The sequence below is a fragment of the Amycolatopsis ultiminotia genome, from assembly GCF_039536925.1.
GTDB lineage: Bacteria > Actinomycetota > Actinomycetes > Mycobacteriales > Pseudonocardiaceae > Amycolatopsis > Amycolatopsis ultiminotia.
On record NZ_BAAAZN010000003.1, the window covers coordinates 501,089 to 518,575 of the forward strand.

At 69.6% G+C, this 17,487-nt stretch carries 19 protein-coding genes; 11 read left to right on the forward strand and 8 right to left on the reverse strand.

Annotation, left to right across the window (positions count from 1 at the left end):
* The first annotated feature begins 144 nt into the window (after nt 1–144).
* The 3 genes from ABD793_RS10075 to ABD793_RS10085 all read left to right on the forward strand — a co-directional run bounded on the left by ABD793_RS10075 (nt 145) and on the right by ABD793_RS10085 (nt 3,623).
* Nucleotides 145–603: a GtrA family protein gene (locus tag ABD793_RS10075; protein WP_344857902.1), complete on the forward strand. Its 459-nt coding sequence runs from the start codon at nt 145–147 to the stop codon at nt 601–603.
* Nucleotides 604–608: 5 nt separating this feature from the next.
* On the forward strand, nt 609–2,519 hold the full coding sequence (locus ABD793_RS10080; protein WP_344857904.1) for a glycosyltransferase: 1,911 nt from the start codon (nt 609–611) through the stop codon (nt 2,517–2,519).
* A gap of 93 nt (nt 2,520–2,612) precedes the next feature.
* A complete protein-coding gene (locus ABD793_RS10085) occupies nt 2,613–3,623 on the forward strand; it encodes an acyl-CoA dehydrogenase family protein (RefSeq protein ID WP_344857906.1) in 1,011 nt (336 codons plus the stop codon).
* 532 nt (nt 3,624–4,155) lie between these two features.
* On the opposite strand, the gene ABD793_RS10090 is transcribed toward ABD793_RS10085, so the two are convergent.
* The gene (locus tag ABD793_RS10090) at nt 4,156–4,398 is read right to left on the reverse strand and encodes a hypothetical protein (RefSeq protein WP_344857908.1); all 243 of its coding nucleotides are present in this window, start codon (nt 4,396–4,398) and stop codon (nt 4,156–4,158) included.
* A 128-nt stretch (nt 4,399–4,526) separates the two neighbouring features.
* Here ABD793_RS10090 and ABD793_RS10095 point away from each other — a divergent pair, with 128 nt between their 5' ends.
* The 3 genes from ABD793_RS10095 to ABD793_RS10105 are packed head-to-tail and all read left to right on the forward strand — an operon-like array spanning nt 4,527 to nt 6,930.
* On the forward strand, nt 4,527–5,294 hold the full coding sequence (locus ABD793_RS10095) for an ESX secretion-associated protein EspG (protein WP_344857910.1): 768 nt from the start codon (nt 4,527–4,529) through the stop codon (nt 5,292–5,294).
* A gap of 32 nt (nt 5,295–5,326) precedes the next feature.
* Nucleotides 5,327–5,758 (forward strand): hypothetical protein, encoded by a 432-nt coding sequence (locus tag ABD793_RS10100; protein ID WP_344857913.1) that lies wholly within the window; start codon nt 5,327–5,329, stop codon nt 5,756–5,758.
* Nucleotides 5,755–6,930 (forward strand): hypothetical protein, encoded by a 1,176-nt coding sequence (locus ABD793_RS10105; protein WP_344857915.1) that lies wholly within the window; start codon nt 5,755–5,757, stop codon nt 6,928–6,930. Before ABD793_RS10100 ends, ABD793_RS10105 begins: the two co-directional genes overlap by 4 nt.
* Before the next feature lie 29 nt (nt 6,931–6,959).
* On the opposite strand, the gene glfT1 is transcribed toward ABD793_RS10105, so the two are convergent.
* Genes glfT1 through wzm form a run of 3 tightly spaced genes read right to left on the reverse strand, consistent with a single transcriptional unit; the run spans nt 6,960 to nt 9,640 of the window.
* Nucleotides 6,960–7,868 carry a galactofuranosyltransferase GlfT1 gene (gene glfT1 / locus ABD793_RS10110; RefSeq protein ID WP_344857917.1) on the reverse strand — a complete coding sequence of 303 codons (909 nt, stop codon included), beginning with the start codon at nt 7,866–7,868 and terminating at the stop codon, nt 6,960–6,962.
* Nucleotides 7,868–8,683, reverse strand: coding sequence for a galactan export ABC transporter ATP-binding subunit Wzt/RfbE (wzt, locus tag ABD793_RS10115; RefSeq protein ID WP_344857919.1), 816 nt, complete (start codon nt 8,681–8,683; stop codon nt 7,868–7,870). Before wzt ends, glfT1 begins: the two co-directional genes overlap by 1 nt.
* A gap of 3 nt (nt 8,684–8,686) precedes the next feature.
* The gene (gene wzm, locus ABD793_RS10120) at nt 8,687–9,640 is read right to left on the reverse strand and encodes a galactan export ABC transporter permease subunit Wzm/RfbD (protein ID WP_344857922.1); all 954 of its coding nucleotides are present in this window, start codon (nt 9,638–9,640) and stop codon (nt 8,687–8,689) included.
* A 145-nt stretch (nt 9,641–9,785) separates the two neighbouring features.
* Between wzm and ABD793_RS10125 the strand changes: the two genes are divergently transcribed.
* Genes ABD793_RS10125 through pseI form a run of 4 tightly spaced genes read left to right on the forward strand, consistent with a single transcriptional unit; the run spans nt 9,786 to nt 12,435 of the window.
* Nucleotides 9,786–10,415, forward strand: a complete 630-nt coding sequence (locus ABD793_RS10125) for a hypothetical protein (protein ID WP_344858125.1) — start codon at nt 9,786–9,788, stop codon at nt 10,413–10,415.
* 26 nt (nt 10,416–10,441) lie between these two features.
* Nucleotides 10,442–10,891, forward strand: a complete 450-nt coding sequence (locus ABD793_RS10130; RefSeq protein WP_344857924.1) for a hypothetical protein — start codon at nt 10,442–10,444, stop codon at nt 10,889–10,891.
* Nucleotides 10,888–11,355: a GNAT family N-acetyltransferase gene (locus ABD793_RS10135; RefSeq protein ID WP_344857927.1), complete on the forward strand. Its 468-nt coding sequence runs from the start codon at nt 10,888–10,890 to the stop codon at nt 11,353–11,355. The genes ABD793_RS10130 and ABD793_RS10135 overlap by 4 nt, the downstream gene beginning before the upstream one ends.
* Before the next feature lie 30 nt (nt 11,356–11,385).
* Entirely contained in the window at nt 11,386–12,435 is a 1,050-nt protein-coding gene (gene pseI / locus ABD793_RS10140) for a pseudaminic acid synthase (protein WP_344857929.1), read from the forward strand.
* Nucleotides 12,436–12,451: 16 nt separating this feature from the next.
* On the opposite strand, the gene ABD793_RS10145 is transcribed toward pseI, so the two are convergent.
* Entirely contained in the window at nt 12,452–13,081 is a 630-nt protein-coding gene (locus ABD793_RS10145; protein ID WP_344857931.1) for a hypothetical protein, read from the reverse strand.
* A 9-nt stretch (nt 13,082–13,090) separates the two neighbouring features.
* The gene (locus ABD793_RS10150) at nt 13,091–14,758 is read right to left on the reverse strand and encodes a WXG100 family type VII secretion target (RefSeq protein WP_344857933.1); all 1,668 of its coding nucleotides are present in this window, start codon (nt 14,756–14,758) and stop codon (nt 13,091–13,093) included.
* A gap of 170 nt (nt 14,759–14,928) precedes the next feature.
* Between ABD793_RS10150 and ABD793_RS10155 the strand changes: the two genes are divergently transcribed.
* Complete coding sequence (locus ABD793_RS10155; RefSeq protein WP_344857936.1) at nt 14,929–15,420, forward strand: DUF4345 domain-containing protein; 492 nt, start codon at nt 14,929–14,931, stop codon at nt 15,418–15,420.
* On the opposite strand, the gene pseC is transcribed toward ABD793_RS10155, so the two are convergent.
* Nucleotides 15,324–16,511 carry a UDP-4-amino-4,6-dideoxy-N-acetyl-beta-L-altrosamine transaminase gene (gene pseC / locus ABD793_RS10160; protein WP_344857939.1) on the reverse strand — a complete coding sequence of 396 codons (1,188 nt, stop codon included), beginning with the start codon at nt 16,509–16,511 and terminating at the stop codon, nt 15,324–15,326. The two genes, ABD793_RS10155 and pseC, sit on opposite strands and share 97 nt — an antisense overlap.
* Complete coding sequence (gene pseB / locus ABD793_RS10165; RefSeq protein WP_344857941.1) at nt 16,504–17,487, reverse strand: UDP-N-acetylglucosamine 4,6-dehydratase (inverting); 984 nt, start codon at nt 17,485–17,487, stop codon at nt 16,504–16,506. The genes pseC and pseB overlap by 8 nt, the downstream gene beginning before the upstream one ends.

The window sequence follows — 17,487 nt, forward strand, 5'->3', positions numbered from 1 at the left end:
GACCGGGACGGGCCACGCCGAACACCGCCCGGAACGTGGCGGGCAAGTGAGCGCTTCTACACTTTGCGAATCAAGGCACAAGCGTCCGGGCGTCAAGTGGACTCGGTACGGACACAGACGCAAGTAGGCCGAGAAGGTATTCCAGTGGTGGCTACAGAACCGCAGAGTGATTCGGTGCAGGCCGGTCCCGGCCTGCTGGGCCAGCTGATCCGCTTCGGCGTGATCGGCGGGTTCTGCGCCCTGCTCGACCTGGGCACGTACTCGCTGCTGCGGGCGATCGGGATGGACGCGACCCCGTGGGTGGACCTCGCCCGCGCGATCAGCTTCGTCGTGGGCACGACCACCGCGTTCTTCCTCAACCGCAGGTTCACCTTCGCCGGTGGACGGCGCGACGGAAACGCCCAGGTCGGCGCTTTTGTCCTGCTTTACGTAGTCACGTTCTTCGTCGCGGTCGGCGTGAACCAGCTGATGCTGCACGTGCTGCCGGAATCGGCGTGGAAGGCGACGCTCGCCTGGGTGGTGTCACAGGCGACGGCTACCGTGATCAATTTCGTCATGCTCAAGTGGGTCGTGTTCCGTGAACGGCCGGTAAAGGAGAACTGAGTTCGATGCCCGGTAAAGCAGCCCCGGTCGCCGAGGCGGCCCCCGCAGGCGAGACCCGGTTCGCCGAGCACGCACCGCAGGGCCGGCTGACGGCCCAGCGGTGGCTGTTCGCAGGCCCGGCGCCGATCGTCAGCAAGGATCTCTACGCCGAGGTCGAGCAGGGCAACGCACTGCGTGAGCGCGGGAGCGTGTCCCTCGAGCCATCCGCGAAGATCACCGGCAACACCTACTTCGGCCGGTTCCCGGCCAGCTACTGGCAGCGCTGGACCACCGCGACCGAGGTCGAGGTGGAGGCCGTGGTGACCGGTGACGGACTGCTCTCGATCGGCGCGTCCGACCTGGTGGGGGACGCCCGCGTGGTGGCCGCCGAGCAGGTGGCCGGCGCGAAGGGCCGCAAGGTCACGCTCACCGCGGCGCTGGACAAGTTCCACGACGGCGGTGCGCTGTGGCTCGACCTGGAGACCGAGGGCGGCCAGACGCTGCGGGCCGAGCAGGTCCGCTGGACCGTCGACGCCCCGGAGAAGATCCGCCCGACCGCGGTCACCATCTGCACCATGAACCGCGCCGACGACTGCCTGAAGAACCTCCAGGCGCTGGCCGCGGACGTCAACTCGCTCGACACCCTGGACGCCATCTACGTCGCCGACCAGGGCACCGACCTGGTCGAATCGCGGGACGGCTTCGAGCAGGTCGCGAAGGACCTCGGCGCCAAGCTGCACTACATCAAGCAGCCCAACCTCGGCGGTGCAGGCGGCTTCACCCGTGGTCTGTACGAGGTCGCGGGACACACCGCCACCGAACACGCCAACGTGCTGTTCATGGACGACGACGTGCTGCTCGAGCCGGACCTCGTCGTGCGGATGACCGCGTTCTCCAACCGCACCGCCAACCCGGTCATCGTCGGCGGCCAGATGCTCAACCTGCTGCACCCGAACCAGCTGCACGTCGGCGCCGAGTACGCCCGGCTGAACACGCTGGAGCCGGGCCAGCCGGTGCAGCACTCGCTGTCCACCGCGGACCTGCTCGGCGTGGACGAGGAGACCGGGAACCCGAACCGCCAGGAGCGCCGTCTCGACGCCGGGTACAACGGCTGGTGGTCGTGCCTGATCCCGTACGAGGTCGTGAAGGCCATCGGCTACCCGCTGCCGTTCTTCTTCCAGTGGGATGACGCGGAGTACTCCTACCGCGCCCGCGAGTACGGCTTCCCGACGGTGACCCTGCCGGGCGCAGGCGTGTGGCACGCGGACTTCCACTGGAAGGACTGGGACGAGTGGCACCGGTACTTCAACCTGCGCAACTCGATCATCACCGCGGCACTGCACTCGCCGTTCAACCTGAACCTGCTGTCCCGGGTGCTGATGGCGCAGCTGGTGCGTTACCTGCTCGGGATGCAGTACGGGCTGTCGGCCACGCTGATCAAGGCCGTCGAGGACTTCCTGGAGGGCCCGGAGGTCCTGCGTGACGGCGGCGTGGCGGCGATGAAGGAGATCCGCCGGGTCCGCGACCAGTACCCGGAGACGAAGCGGCACAAGGCCACCGACGTGCCGGGGATCGCGTCCAACGACATCGGCATCATCAACAGCGCCCCGCGCCCGAGCATGCAGCGGCTCGTGCTGATCAAGCGCGTGCTCGACCGGGTGCTCGGCCGCAGCCGGTTCGGCCTCGGCGCGGTACCGGTCGACGAGGCGCACTGGTGGCACATCGCGCTGTTCGACACGGTCGTGGTCACCGACGCCTCGCAGGAGGGCGTGCGGGTGCGCAGTTACGACAAGATCAAGATGTTCGACCTCGCCAAGCGGGGCGCGAAGGTCATCCAGCGGCTGCGCAAGGAGGGAACGGCCGTGCAGGAGCAGTACAAGAGCGCGATGCCGGAGCTCACCTCGCGGGACAATTGGAAGCGCCTCTACGAGCTGTGACGCCGTGACACCGGCGAAGGCCACCGCGAAACTGTTCGCGGTGGCCTTCGCCGTCTCCGGGCCGTCCCGCCAGGATTCGGTAGCGTGATTGCCGTGCCGGACCTTGTCGCCCGTGCTCGGGCTCTCGCCGATGACCTGCTGTTTCCCGCTGCCGCCGAGGTGGACCGCCGCGGTGCCGTACCGCGTTCGCACTTCGACGCACTCGCCGCGGAGGGTCTTTACGGCCTTGCCGCACCACCCGGGGTCGGTGGTGCCGGTGTCGGCATGGACGGGATCATCCTGGTGCTGGAGGCGATCACCGGCGGCTGCCTGAGCACCGGGTTCACCTGGCTGCAGCACCACGGCCTGGTGGCCGGGCTGTCCGGTTCGGACCGCGCCGACGTGCGGGAGCGTTACCTGCCGGACCTGGTCAGCGGGGTGCTGCGGGGCGGTTCGGCCTACGCCGGGGTGATCCCGACCCCGCCGCGCGTGCGGGCCCGCCGGGTGAACGGGGGTTACCGGTTCGACGGGGACGCGCCGTTCGTGAGTGGCTGGGGTGGGATCGACCTGCTCCAGCTTTCCGGGCGCGAGGACGACACCGTGGTCAATGCCGTGGTGGATGCGGTCGAAGGGGACGGCCTTGCCGCCACGCCGCTGGAGCTCAACGCGGCGCAGGCCACCGCCACGGTCCGGCTGGCCCTGACGGACTACTTCGTGCCCGACGAGCGGGTGTTCGCCACGGTGGACCACGCACAGTTCGTCGGCGCCAACACCATCGGCTCGCGGTTCAACGGCTGTGCGCCGCTCGGCCATGCCGAACGCTGTGCGCGGCTGATCGAGGAGGCGGGCCAGCCGGACACCGCGAGCGCGCTGCGCGCCGAGCAGAACGAAATCCGCAAACGGCTCGACGCCGGGCTCGCCGACCCGGCCTCGCTGCCGTCGGCCCGCGCGGCAGGTGCCGACCTCGCGTACCGCAGCGCGGGCGCGCTTGCGGCGGCCACCGGCAGCCGTGCGGTACTCGCCGGCGAGCACGCGGGCAGGCTCGTCCGGGAGGCGACGTTCCTGCTCGTGGCGGCCAGCAGGCCGGAGATCAAGGACGGGCTGCTCGCGCTGGCCCGCCGTTAGCCCGATCTGCCACCCCGACGGGGCGTCGTCAGCCGCCGGCCAGTGCCAATTCCGCCACGGCGGCGAACAGATCGCACAGGAACGTCGAGCCCCCGGCATTCTCGTCCACCACGCCGCCAAGGGGGCCTGGGCAGGAGCCGCCGAACTGACGGAGGGCGACTTCGACCGTGAACGTGCGCTCGCCCTTCTTTCGCCACCTGGTGAGCGCTGCCGCGCCTGCGGGACGGTGGCCGGATCATCCACGCTTCCAGCCTGGCGGCACGCCTGGCCCAGCCGGACATGATCGCCTACGAAAGCCACCAAGGCCGCGCTGGACAACCGTACCGGCAACGCTCGGTCACCACGGCATCATCGTCAACCCGGGGTCGCCCGCGCACCGACGTCTGAGAGCAGGCGCTCCAGGGCGACCCGAAGGTCGAGGCGCAGCTGGCGGCCCGCGTCGCACCCGGCCGGGTCGGTGAACCGGAGGAGGTAGCCACCTCTCGGACACGCCGCGACACCCCGTGCCGGTCTGCCGCTACCCGGTCCGCCGCTACACGGACAGGCCGAACTTGCCCTTGCGGCTCAGGTCGTCGACGTAGGCGGCGGCCACGTGCGCGAAGTTCACCGACACCGTGTTGCCGTCGCGGGTCTGCACCGAGTGCACCCCGCCGTGCTTCAGCAGGTCGGCGATCTTTTCTTGCACGGTGGGCGATTCGTCCGCGGTGAGGGGGAACAGCAACGGTTCGCCGCCGGCGGCGAGGTGCAGCACGAGTGCCGGTTTGGGATCTGCCATGTCTCCATCGCAGCAGCGGCGGAGCACCACGGCAAGCGGGTTCGCGCACAGCGGAGCGGTTGCCGGCCGGGATCGGGGGTGCACTACGGTTTCGCCGGAAACCGAACCAGGGATGGGCAGGGTGAGCCGTGCCGTACTCGTTTTCGCTGTCACCGGCGGCAGTCGACCTCCTGCTGACCGAATTGGGTCTGGGCAGGGCGCCGACACCGTTCGTGGTTCCGCACGTGGGCATCACCGCCGGGGAACGCGCGGCGATCAGGGACGCGGTGTTCCGTGACCTCGACGGCCGCGGCCTGCTGCGCCGCGGCACGCTCGACGACGACGTGGCACTGGCGCTGAACACCTTCGTCCGCCCCGGCGTCGCGGTGTCGGCCGCCGCCCGGCTCGGCGACGACCAGCTGTTCGCCAGGGTCGCGGCGACCGGCCAGTACGCGGTCCTCGTGCGCCAGGACGGCGGCATGTTCGACTTCGAGGAGGTCCGGCCGACCGGGATCGTCCCGGCAATCGTCGACCTGCTGCCGCTCACCCCGGCGGCCCCCGGGCAGTCGGTCACGGTCGCGCGTCCGGCGAAGCAGCCCCGGCGCGGCGACAGTTACGACCCGTTCGCCGGCGTGAGTGCTCCCCGCGCGCACAACCCGCAGCTGCGCGCTGTGCAGCGGATCTTCGAGAGGCCTCGGCTGGGCGTCGGCGAATTCGCGGCGCAGGTGCGGGACGGGAGCGGCCACGAGACGGCGTTGCCGCCGTTGGTCTGGTTCGACACCGACGCGGGCCGATACCTGCTCAGCACCCGTGATTCGAGCGATGGCAGCCGCTGGCTGACCTACGCGCCTGCCGACAATGCCCGTATTGCCCAGCAGTTGTTCACCCAGCTGGAAGGGTCTCGGGCAAACCACTGACCCGAGCGCCGCCGGTCAGTAGACTTCGGCGCATGAGCTCTGATCCGGGTACCGACGCGCTCGCGGCCGGCGGACTGGACGCCAAGGGCGTCGCCGAGGCCGCGACCGAAACGCGCAAACTGGTCGACTCCGCGAAGGCCGGTGGGTTCACCATCGAGGGTGACGCGCTCGGCGACCTGCGCAAGGCGCTCACCGACATGGCCACGCGGCTCGACGGGCTGCGCCCGAAGCTGCAGGTGCTGTCGTCCGCGCCGCAGCTGGGGAGTCACCCGTACGGGCACACGGTGGCTGCGCACGACCGCAAGAGCGGGGCCGAGGCTGCCGGGTCCGCCACCGACGTGCTCGACCAGTTCGGCAGGCTCCTGCGCGACGCCGACGAGGCGCTCGCGCGGGCCGGTGGCGTCTACACCGAGAACGAGAGCCAGGCCATCGACTCGCACCGCGCCGTGAAGGGTGCCGAATGACCACGCAGATCCCGCAGCACCAGCAGGTCCCGCAGCACGAACTGGCCCCGTCCGACGCGGACTACCTCGGCCACGACCACCAGCAGCTCAAGGCGTTCGTGGAGACGAACCTCGACGTCGAGCAGGTGTCCTCGGTTTCGCAGGCATACACCGAGCTGCAGAAGGCGTTCGAAGACTTCGCCACGCAGCTGGGCGACGCCGTACGCAAGGCGAAGGGCGCGTGGGACGGCGAAGCGGCGGTCGGTGCGCAGGCGTACTTCTCGAACCTCGGCGAGTGGGCCGAGGTGAACGCGCAGAACGCCAAGCTGGCCGCGCAGACCATCGAGGAGCAGGCCACCGCGGCACAGACCGCGAAGAACACGATGCCGGACGCGGTGCCCTTCGATTGGTCCGACGAGTTCGACAAGTGGACCCAGGCAGGCCCGCTCGACCTCGGCGACTCGGTCGGCTCGACGCTGCAGAAGCAGGACCAGAGCCAGACTGCGCACGAGCAGGCCGCCGAGACGATGTCCAACTACGACGCTTCGCTGCACCAGGCCGCCTCGAAGCAGCCGACGTTCGCCGAGCCGCCGAAGTTCGGTCCGGCCGCGGCCGGACCGAACACGCCGGTGCTGCCCTCCGGGGACCAGCACCAGGACAACTCCGGTTCGGGTGCACCGCCGGCCACCGCGGTCGGCGGACACGAGGTCGGTGGCGGTGGAGCCGGCGGGGCCGGCGCGCCGAACGTCAGCGCGCCCAACCAGTACACCGGTGCGGTCCAGACGCCGTTGCCGGACAGTTCCACCACCGCGGCCGGTTACGCGCCGCAGGCGGCGAACCCGGGGGGCAACCAGGGGTCGTCCTCGTCCGGGATGGGCATGGGCGCGATGCCGATGGGCGGCATGGGCATGGGCGGCGGCGGTGGTTTCGGCGGCGACGAGGAGTACCAGTCGAAGATCGGCCGGGGCAGCGGTTTCGGTCCGGGTCAGGACGCGGTGGCACCGGGAGCGGCCGAGGCAGCCGCCGGAGGCGGGATGGGCGGCGCTCCGGCGCGTCCCGGGATGGGCAGCTTCGGTGCTCGTCCGTCCTATGACGACGATCCGCACTCCGGTTTCCAGCTGGAAATGGACGAGCCGGAGGAGGACAGCGTCTTCGGTGGGGGCAGCGCCGCTCCGCCGGTGATCGGGGAGTAGGGCCGGGCTTCCGGGTCCGCGGGCCGGGCTCAGTAGCGGTAGAACCGCTCCGCCCGGCCCTGGCGGACCAGCTTCAGCCACTGCCGGAACGCCTTCGGATCGCGCTTCACGCCCACGAAGTACAGCCCGAAGCGCAGCACCTCCAGTGCGCCGATCTTGCGCATGCCCGGCTGGGACAGCAGGTAGCCGCGGTTGCGGTAGGTGTAGTAGCGCTTGACCTCGTTCTCCGGGTCCTGCGCGTGGAACTTCCCGCCCAGCATCGGTTTGAACTCGTCCGAACCGTCCGGGTGCAGGTAGGTGGTGCGCAGCGACGTGCCGAACGGCAGACCGGAGCGGACCAGCCTGCGGTGCAGTTCGACCTCGTCGCCGCGAAAGAACAGGCGCAGGTCCGGCACCCCGGTCACGTCCAAAGTGGACGAACGGAACAGTGCGCCGTTCATCAGCGACGCGATGCCGGGCAGGAAATCCGTGCCCAGTTCGGCAGGCGAGCGCTTCCACGTGAGCCCGCGGCGCAGCGGGAACGCCAGCTTCGCCGGTGCGTCGATGTTGGCCACCACCGGCGAAACCTCGGCCAGCCCGCGTTTCTCCGCCTCCTCCAGCAGGACCTCGAGCACGTGCTCGTCCGCGGGGCGGCCGTCGTCGTCGGCGAGCCACACCCACTCCGCGCCAAGCGCGAGTGCGTGCAGCATGCCGAGTGCGAATCCGCCCGCACCGCCGAGGTTCCGGTGCGAGGGCAGGTAGGTGGCAGCCAGCGGATAGCCCGCCACCACGTCCCGCGCGGACTGGTCCGGGCCGTTGTCCACCACCACGAGGTGGTCGACCGGACGGGTCTGCGCGGCGATGATCTTCAGCGAGTCCGCGAGCAGCTCACGCCGGTGTCGCGTGACCACCACGCCGACGACGGCGCCCTCGGGCAGCTCTCGCGTCTCGCTGCTCATCATTCCCCGCCGTTCTTAACCGTTGCCGGCTCGATGCCGAGGCGTTCGAGACCCTCCTGGCTCATGTTCTCGAACGGATCGCGACCCTTGTACGCGGTGAGCACCTCCCGCAGCGAACCCTGCTGCTTCAGGTGCCCCTCGTCCATCCAGATGGCCGAATTGCACAGCTCGAAGAGGAATTCGTCGGAGTGGCTCGCGAACACCAGGATGCCGGAGCGCTTCACCAGGTCCTTGAGCCGGTCCCGTGCCTTGTTGAGGAACGCCGCGTCGACCGCGCCGATCCCCTCGTCGAGGATCAGGATCTCCGGGTCGATCGAGGTGACCACGCCCAGCGCGAGCCGCACCCGCATACCGGTGGAGTACGTGCGCAACGGCATCTGCAGGTAGTCGCCGAGTTCGGTGAACTCCGCGATGTCGTCGACCCGCATCTGCATTTCCTTGGCGCTCATGCCGAGGAACAGACCGCGGATGATGATGTTCTCGACGCCGGAGATCTCCGGGTCCATGCCGATGCCGAGGTCGAAGACCGGCGCGATCTTGCCGTGGATGCGCGAGGAACCACGGGTGGGCTCGTAGATCCCGGCGAGCAGGCGGAGCAACGTGGACTTGCCGGCACCGTTGTGGCCGACCAGCCCGACGCGGTCGCCCTCGCTGAGCTTGAGCGTGACATCGTGCAGCGCCTCGATGATCGGCACCTTCTGCTCGGTGCCGATCTTGCCGCCGACCTTGCCGAGCACGCGCTTTTTCATCGACCGCGATTTCGCGTCGAAGATCGGGAAATCCACAAACGCGTTGTAGACGTCAATGCTGACCATGTGTCACACCCAATACGAGACGCGAGAGCGGTAGTTGCGCATGGCGACCAGCGCGAGTGCCCAGCCGACGATCGTGATCGCACCGACCACGACCCAGCTCGTCCAGCCGACCGCCTGTCCGAGCAGCGGGGACCGGGTCACCTGCATGAAGTGGTACAGCGGGTTGGCCTTGATGAACGGCAGCGCCCAGGACACCCCGTCGCGCACGCCACCTGCCAGCAGCTGGTCGACCGGCCAGACGATCGGCGTGCCGTAGAACAGCAGCTGGATCAGCGAGTTGATCACCTGGGGGATGTCGCGGAAACGGGTCGAGATGATGCCGAGCAGCAGTGCGGCCCAGCACGCGGTGAGGCCCAGCAGGATGAAGCCGGGGATGGCGAGGAAGATGTTCCAGCTCAGACCCGGATGGCAGAACTTTTCGGGCATACAGGCCCCGTCCGGCGAACCGAGCGAGTACTGGTTGTCCAGTGCCGAGAAGAAGATGATCAGCAGCACGACGTAGACGATCATGTTGTGCGCCAGCAACAGGGTCTGCCGCCACACCGTGCGGAGCACGTACACGCTCAGCGGCGCGGGGAGCTGTTTGATCATCCCCTCGTTCGCGATGAACGTCTCCATGCCCTCGGACAGGCAGCCCTGGATGAAGCCCCAGATGATGAACCCGGTGGAGATATAGGGCAGGAACACCTGGATCGGCAGGTTGAACAGCTGTGAGTAGAGCAGGCCGAGTCCGAGCGCGATGACGCCCTGGCTGATGGTGATCCAGAACGGGCCGATGACCGACCGGCGGTAGCGCTGTTTGATGTCCTGCCAGCCGAGGTGGCTCCACAGCTCGCGAGCTGCGAGGCCCTCCTTGATGTCGGCGATTGCCCTGGAGAACGTCTTGCGGTCCGAGGCGGGCGGTGCCGGCATCGAGACCTCGGGTTCGGCTGCGTGAACCGTGCTGGTGGCATGCACGTGGACGAGGGTACCGATGGGATGTGCCGCGCTCGGGCCGCCCCGGCCGGAACCGGGGCCCGCTCAGGCCGATACCAGACCGGCCGTTCCTTGTGTCCTGGTATTTTCTTGCGCTATGACTGCTGCTCTCGGTGCGGCGAGCCTCATGGTCGAGCTGCTTTCGGCGTACGCCGATCACCCGGACCCGCGATCGATCGCGGTCGTCGGGAACCAGCCGCTGGCACCGGACCCGGGCCGGGCCAAGGCGGTGGACGACTGTGATCTCGTGATCCGCGTCAACGGTTTCGTCACCGACGAACCCGGCGAGCCGGAGACCACCGGCAGCAAGGTGCACGCAGTCGTGTTCAACCGCGCCGTACGGGCGACCCGGCACGTTTTCCGGGATTACCGCCGTCGGCTCTACCTGCTGGTCGAGCCGGGCAGGCTGCACTGGGAGCCGGAGGCGCTGCCCGGCTGGTGGCCCGCCGACCTCGGGTTCGTGCCGGTACCGAACCGCGAGGTCGTGCTGCCGCTGTCGGACGCGCTCGGCCTGCCCTCGCGCACCGAATCGACCTGGTCGACCACCGGCACGCTGGCCGCCTGGATCGCGCGCACGTCGTTCCCCGAGGCGCAGCTCGTGCTCACCGGGTTCTCGTTCATCGACAACCCGCACCAGACCGCGTGGGAGCACGCCGCCGGGGATTCGTGCATCGTGGGGCCGGAACACCAGATCGCCGCGGAAGGGCGGCTGCTGGAGTCCTGGACCCGCACCGGCGACACCGTCCTGCTGCGCTGAACCCCACTCTGCGAAGGAACCGACCCATGGCCGTCCAGAAGATCAGAACCGGGCTGATCGCCCGGTTCGCCCGGTTGATCGACTTCCGCATCGACGAGCGGATGCGCGAGACCATCCACGAGCTCACCAACCGGGTCAACGACCTGGAGCACGCCACCGCCGACCACCGCAGGCGGCTCGACGCAGCCGAGTCCGGCCTCGGTGACGCCATCGGTGACCTGCGCTGGACCCGGGCCGAGCTGGACCGGATGATCCCGCACATCGCCGCACAGGAGGCGCAGCTGGAGACGCTGCGCGAGTCGCTGGTGATGACCCCGCGGAGCGAACCGGCCGAGGTCGCCGAGTCCCGCTCGCTGATCGAGGAGATTCAGCGGCAGCATTCGCAGATCCGGATCCGCCTCGCCGGGATCGCCAGGTACGAGGACCGGCTGCGCAGGCTCGAGGACGCGCAGCTCGCGCCGGCCACCCCGCAGTGACCTCGCCGGCGGTCGCCGCCCGCGACGCGACGGAGGCGGACGCCGAGCTGCTGCTGGCCTGGCGCAACGATCCGCGTGCCCGGATGGCCTCCCATGCCACCGGCGTGATCGGATTCGAACATCACCTGCACTGGTTGCGCGGGGTGCTCTCGGACGCGGCACGGCTGCTGCTCGTGGTGGAGGAGGTCGGGGTGCCGGTGGGCACCGTGCGGTTCGACCACGAGGGAGCCGGCGAGTGGGAGGTCAGCATCACGCTGGCGCCGGAGAGCCGTGGCCGGGGGCTGTCGCGGGTGGTGCTGGCAGCGGGTGAGCGATTGCTCGCGCAGCGGCACGAAGCGGTGGCCGTGCTGGCCGCAGTGCACCGGGACAACGCGGCGTCGGCGGCGTTGTTCGAGCATTCCGGGTACCTGGAGGTGGCGCCCGCCGAGAACGGGTTCCGGCGGCTGCGCAAGACTCTGGCCTGACCGCACGCACCACCGGGAGGACACCCACCCATGTCCGAAGTCCGCATCGGCGCCCATCTGCTCGGCCCTGCGCACCCGCCGTTCGTGATCGCCGAGATGTCCGGCAACCACAACGGCGATCTCGATCGCGCGCTGGCGATCGTGGACGCGATCGCGGACGCCGGAGCGCACGCGGTCAAGCTGCAGACCTACCGGCCGGACACGATCACCATCGACGTCGACGGCCCGGCGTTCCGCATCGGCGACTCGCATTCCCTGTGGGGCGGCGAGAATCTGTACCAGTTGTACGAAAAGGCGCATACGCCGTGGGAGTGGCACGAGCCGGTGTTCGTCCGGGCCAGGCAGCGGGGGCTGGAAGTGTTCTCCAGCCCGTTCGACCCGACCGCGGTGGAGCTGCTGGAATCGCTGGACGCGCCCGCGTACAAGATCGCCTCGTCGGAAATCGTCGACCTCCCGCTGATCGACCGGTGCGCGCGCACCGGCAAGCCATTGATCATCTCGACCGGGATGGCGAACGTCGCGGAGATCGACGCGGCGGTGCGCACTGCCCGCGCGGCAGGCAACGACCAGCTCGTCGTGCTCGGCTGTACGGCGAGCTACCCCGCTTCGCCTGCGGAGAGCAACCTCCGCGGGCTGCCGGTGCTTGCCGGGCTCACCGGCACGTTGGTCGGGCTTTCCGATCACACGCCGGGAATCGGTGCACCGCTGGCCGCGGTGGCGCTGGGTGCGGTGGCGATCGAGAAGCACGTGACGCTGGCCCGTGCGGACGGCGGCGTCGACTCGGACTTCTCGCTCGAACCGGCCGAATTGTCCGCGCTGGTGGTGGAAAGCCACCGCGCGTGGGAAGCGCTCGGCCGTCCGGTGCTCGGCCCGCGGGAGAGCGAAAAGGAGGGGCTGCGCCTGCGCCGCTCGCTGTACGTCGTGGCGGACGTCCGCGCCGGCGACGAGGTGACCGCGCAGAACGTCCGCTCGATCCGGCCGGCCGGTGGCCTGGCTCCGGCGGAGATCACCACCGTGCTCGGCCGGACGTTTCGCGTGGACGCGGCCAAGGGCACGGCGCTGACCTGGGACCTGATCTGAGCCGTCCGGGCAGGCGTCAGGGTGAGATGACCGGGAAGTAGGTCAGCACTTCCCGCTCGGCCGGCTCGTAGCAGCCGGCGATCTCCAGGTTCCGCCACATTCCCGACCACACTCCGGTCTGCTCGTCGAGCACGACGTCCGGCGAGGCCCATGCGCCGTCCGCGGCGGCGCGGACCTCGTCGGCCGACCACGAGGACGGGAAGTAGGTCTGGTCCACCAGGTAGTGTTTACCGCTGTCTTCTGCGGTGTGGCCGAAGGTGTAGCGCAGCGCCTCCGGGTAGTCCGCGGGCCGGGTGAGCAGTGGCTGCCCCGCGTTGTCGACGAGGTACCGGCGGAAACCGTTGAGCGCGGCCCAGAAGTCCCGCTGTGGCAGTACTGCACGCGGCCAGAGGTCGTAGCGGCTTTCCAGCAGCACCAGGTCGTTGACGAAGTCGACGAGGCAGCTGTTGCCGATCAGCGTCAGCTCCGCACCCCGGCACTGTTCGAGCAGCTGCCCGAGCCCGTCGAGCGCGGCGAGGTTGGGCTGCGCGTCGGTGTAGAGCCAGGCGGCGAGCGGCAGGTACTCGCGGGGTGCCCGGATCCGCAGCCTGCGGTGTTCGTCGAACGACAGCGACAAGTCGTCGCCAACCTGCAACGGTGTGCTCATGTGGTGGCGTTACCCCGGGAAGTAGGTGGCTGGGTCCGTGTCCAGCTTGGGCGGCGCGGGATTGTGCAGGGGGTCTGCCGGATCGACGTAGCCCGGCTGCGCGCTCGGCGGGGGCACCGAACTACCCGACGGGTAGCTCGGGTTCGCGTACCCGTTCACGTCGACCGTCTGGCCGGCGTAGGGGTTCTCGGTGTGCGGCGGGGCGGCACCGTGGTTGGCGCCGCCCGGATTCCAGACTGGGGTGTAGGGGATCTGGCCCTGGCCCTGCCAGGTGTAGCTGCCGGGGTGACCGTGCGGGTTGACCTGGGTGCCTGCCGGGGTGAAGCCGCCGCTGGGGTGGCCGCCGTTCCACGCCTGCCCGGCGACGTTCCCGGTCAGCCCGGTGTGCGTGTTGGGCGGGAACATCGTGCTTTGCCCCGGTTTGCCGCCGCCGGTCAGCTTGGTCACCGGATTGCCCGCCGCGTCGTAGGTCTGCGGTGCGTGCAGGTTGTAGACGCCGTTCGGCTTGCTGGGCCCGAACACCGGTGTCCCGCCGTGGATCCCGCTGCCGAGCGAGGAGGTCGGCGTGGTCCCCGGCGGGAGGTCGTTGTTCGCGATGTGCCCGCCGCTGAACGTCGCAGGCTTCGATTTCTTCGGGTTCTTGTGCGGTTTCGCCGGTTTGAGGTTGCCGAGGTTCACGTGGTCGTGCGTGTGCTGGGGGATCGTCCCGCCGCCGTGCGGGTGCTGGTTCGGCGCGCCCGGTGAGGTGGACGTCTTGCCGTCGCCGTCGTACTTGTCTTTCCATTCCTGCTCGGGGTTGCGCAGGTCGTCCGGGTCGAACGCCCGGCTGCTGGTGGTGGAATCGCCACCGGAACGCGGGCGGCCACCGGAGCCGCCCGGCGACTTGCCACCGACATGCGGCGCACCGGGCTTGCCTGCCTTGCCCGGTTTGATCCCCTTCATCGCGTCGTCGACGTGGCTGAGCACGCCGCGCGTTTTGCCGAGCAGACCGCCCAGCGTCTTCAACGCCTTCACCAGGCGCTGGACCAGGCTGGAGATCTTGGACGCGGTCTTCGCGACGAGATTGACCACCTGCGGTACGACCCAGGTGAGGCCGACGCCGAGGCTGAAGACCACCTGCAGCGCCCACGACACCAGATGGGCCACGACCTCGGCGATCGTGTCGCGGACCAGGCCGCGCACCGCGGCGACGATCTCACCGGCGGTCTGCACGCCACCGGCTGCGCCGTCACTCGCCTCGCCCGCCGCGGAGACCAGCGCGGCCACGTCCTCGGCACGCTTGCGGTAGGCGTCGGCTGCCTCGCCGTTCCAGTTCTGCAGGTCGGCCTTGACCTGGTCGGCGAGGTCCTGGCTGACCGAGGCGAGCTCCTTCGCGACGTTCTGCCAGGTCTGGGAGTACGAGGTGATCTGGTCGGGGTCGCCCGCGAGTGCGTCGAGTGCCTTCTTGAGCGGGCCGACGTGCTCCATGAGCCAGCCGACGCCTGCGGCGAGAATCGCACCGAAAGGATCGGTCACGAACTCGAGCGCATCCATCGCGGTACCGGCGGCCCCGAGCACGGCCGAAGCCCAGTCGCCGCTCTCGATACTGCTCTTGACGTCCTGGGCGTCCTCGAGCAGCGGGACGCCGGACACCGCGGTCGTGCTGCTTTCCGGGGCAGCCACCAATGGATTGCTCAACAGGGCCCCGCCTCTCCTCGTACCCGACGCGCGACTTTACCGTCTGCTCCAGCCAACAGTCGCCGTGAGTCTGGCCGTGCGTACCGAAGATCAACCCGAAAGGCCACCCGCCGGTACTGCACGGGCGGCGTGCCGGAGTTCCGCTGGACAGCGCATCTAGGCTCGGCCGTATGGCAGGTGAGAAGTCCCGCAAGGCCTTGCTGGGCACCATCGGCGCGCTCGGTGTGATTCCCGTCGCGTCCGGAGTCGCCGGCATTCTCGGCGGGCCGGAACGGGCGCCGGGCGGGGCTGCGACCACGCCCAGCGTCGACAGCGAATACCGGTTCGTGAACACGTTCTGGGCCGCCGCCGGGCCCGTGCTGTGGTGGTCGATCCGCCGTCCGGAGAAACGTGCGGCGGTGACCAGGCTCGTGCTCGGCACCGCTGCCGCGGGCGGCCTGCCGCGGCTCCTCTCGGCGAAGCGGGCCGGGGCGCCGCATCCGGTGTTTCGTGCCGCGACCGTACTGGAGTTGCTCGTGGTGCCGTTGGTGCTGGCGTGGCATGCGAGCGTGGTTCAGGGCGACAGTCAGGCGTGGAAGAAGCTGCGCACCCCGTCCACTACGCGGTCGACGTCCGCGTCGGTCAGCGAGGGGAACAGCGGTAGGGACAGTTCCTGCTCGTAGTACGCCTCGGCGTTCGGGCACAGTCCGCGGCGGTAGCCGAGATCCTCGAACACCGGGTGCCAGTACACCGGGATGTAGTTGACCTGCACGCCGATGCCCAGCCCGCGCAGGTGGTCGAACAGGGCGCGGCGGCGGTTCTCCAGCACCCGCAGCGGGTAGAGATGCCACGCCGGGTCGGCGCCGTCGCGGGCCGGTGGGGTCAGCACGCCTTCGACGTCGGCGAGGGCGGTGTTGTAGCGCGCGTGGATTTCCGTGCGGCGCTTCTTGAACTTGGCCAGCCGCTTGAGCTGGCTGCTGCCCAGTGCGCACAGCACGTCGGGCAGCCGGTAGTTCAGGCCGAACTCGTGGACTTCCTGGTGCCAGCCGCCCTCGTCCGGGTGCCGCTGCACAGCCTTGTCGCGGACCAGCCCGTGATTGCGGAAGCCCTTGGCACGGCGCAGCAGGTCCGCGTCCGCGGTCACCACGGCCCCGCCCTCGGCGGTGGTGAGGTTCTTGGTGGGAAAGAAGGAAAACGTGGTGAGGTCCGCGATCGACCCGACTGCACGGCCCTGCCAGCTCCCGCCGACGGAGTGCGCGGCGTCCTCCAGCAGCAGCGCGCCCGCGTCGTGCGCGAGCTTCGCCAGTGCATCCAGTTCGGCCGGGTGCCCGGCGTAGTCGACGGCGGCGACCACCTTCGTGCGCTCGGTGACCGCGGCCGCGGCGGCATCGACGGAGAGGTTGCCGGTGTCCGGTTCGACGTCGGCGAACACCACCTTGGCGCCGTGCAGGGCGGCAGTGGCGGCGGTGGCGACGAACGTCATCGGAGAGGTCACGACCTCGTCGCCCGGCTTGATCCCGGCCGCGGCGTAGGCGACGTGCAGCGCGGCCGTGCCGGACGTGACCGCGACGGCAGGCACTCCGCCGGTGTGCTCGGCGAGGTCGGCCTCGAACTGCGTGACGGCAGGGCCGGTGGTGAGCCAGTCCCCGCGCAGCACCGCGGTGACCGCGGCGATGTCCTCGTCGGTGACCGATTGGCGGCCATAGGGGAGGAAAGCCGGTGAAGTGCTCTTTCCGGCGGCGGCGGCGGATTCAGGCAGGTCGGCTTCAGGCATACTGCTCGACCAGTTCGCGCAGTTCGTCGGCTTCGAGCCACAGGTTGTTGGTGTCCGAGCGGTAGGCGAACCCGTCCGGCATGGGCTTCCCCTCGGCAGGCGGTTCGTAGCCCCAGCCCGCCAGATGCGGCTGGACCACGTACCGGTCGGGCAGCTGCACCGTCCGGCGGGCGTCGTCCGGCGCGATCATCTCCTCGTGCAGCTTCTCGCCCGGCCGTACGCCCACCTCGTGCATCGGCGAACCTGGTGCGATCGCCTGCGCCAGGTCGACCAGCCGCATGCTCGGGATCCGCGGTACGTACAGCTCACCGCCGCGCATCCGGTCGAACGAATCGACCACGAACCGCACCGCCTGCGGCAGCGTGATCCAGAACCGGGTCATGCCCTTGTGCGTGATCGGCAGTGACTCGCCCTGTTCGGCGAGCTTGCGGAAGAACGGGATCACGCTGCCGCGCGAGCCCATCACGTTGCCGTAGCGCACGACCGAGAACCGGGTCGGATGCGCGGCCGCGTAGTGGTTGCCGCTGATGAACATCCGGTCGGCGCACAGCTTGGTGGCGCCGTAGAGGTTGATCGGGCTGGAGGCCTTGTCGGTGGAGAGCGCGACGACCTTGCGCACCCCGGTGTCGATGGCGGCCTCGATCACGTTCTGCGAGCCCATCACGTTGGTCTGCACGAACTCGAACGGGTTGTACTCGCCGGTGTCGACCTGCTTGAGCGCCGCGGCGTGCACCACGTAATCGACCCCGTGCATGGCGCGTTCGAGCCTGCGGCGGTCGCGGACGTCCCCGATGAACCAGCGCAGCCGCGGGTCGTCGGCGAACAGCTGGCGTGCCTCGTACTGCTTGAGCTCGTCGCGGGAGAGCACCACGAGCCGGCTGGGGTTCAGCTCGGCGAGTGCGTGCGCGATGAACGCTTTGCCGAACGAGCCGGTCCCGCCGGTGAGCAGGATGCTGGAGCCATCCAGCTCGGACAT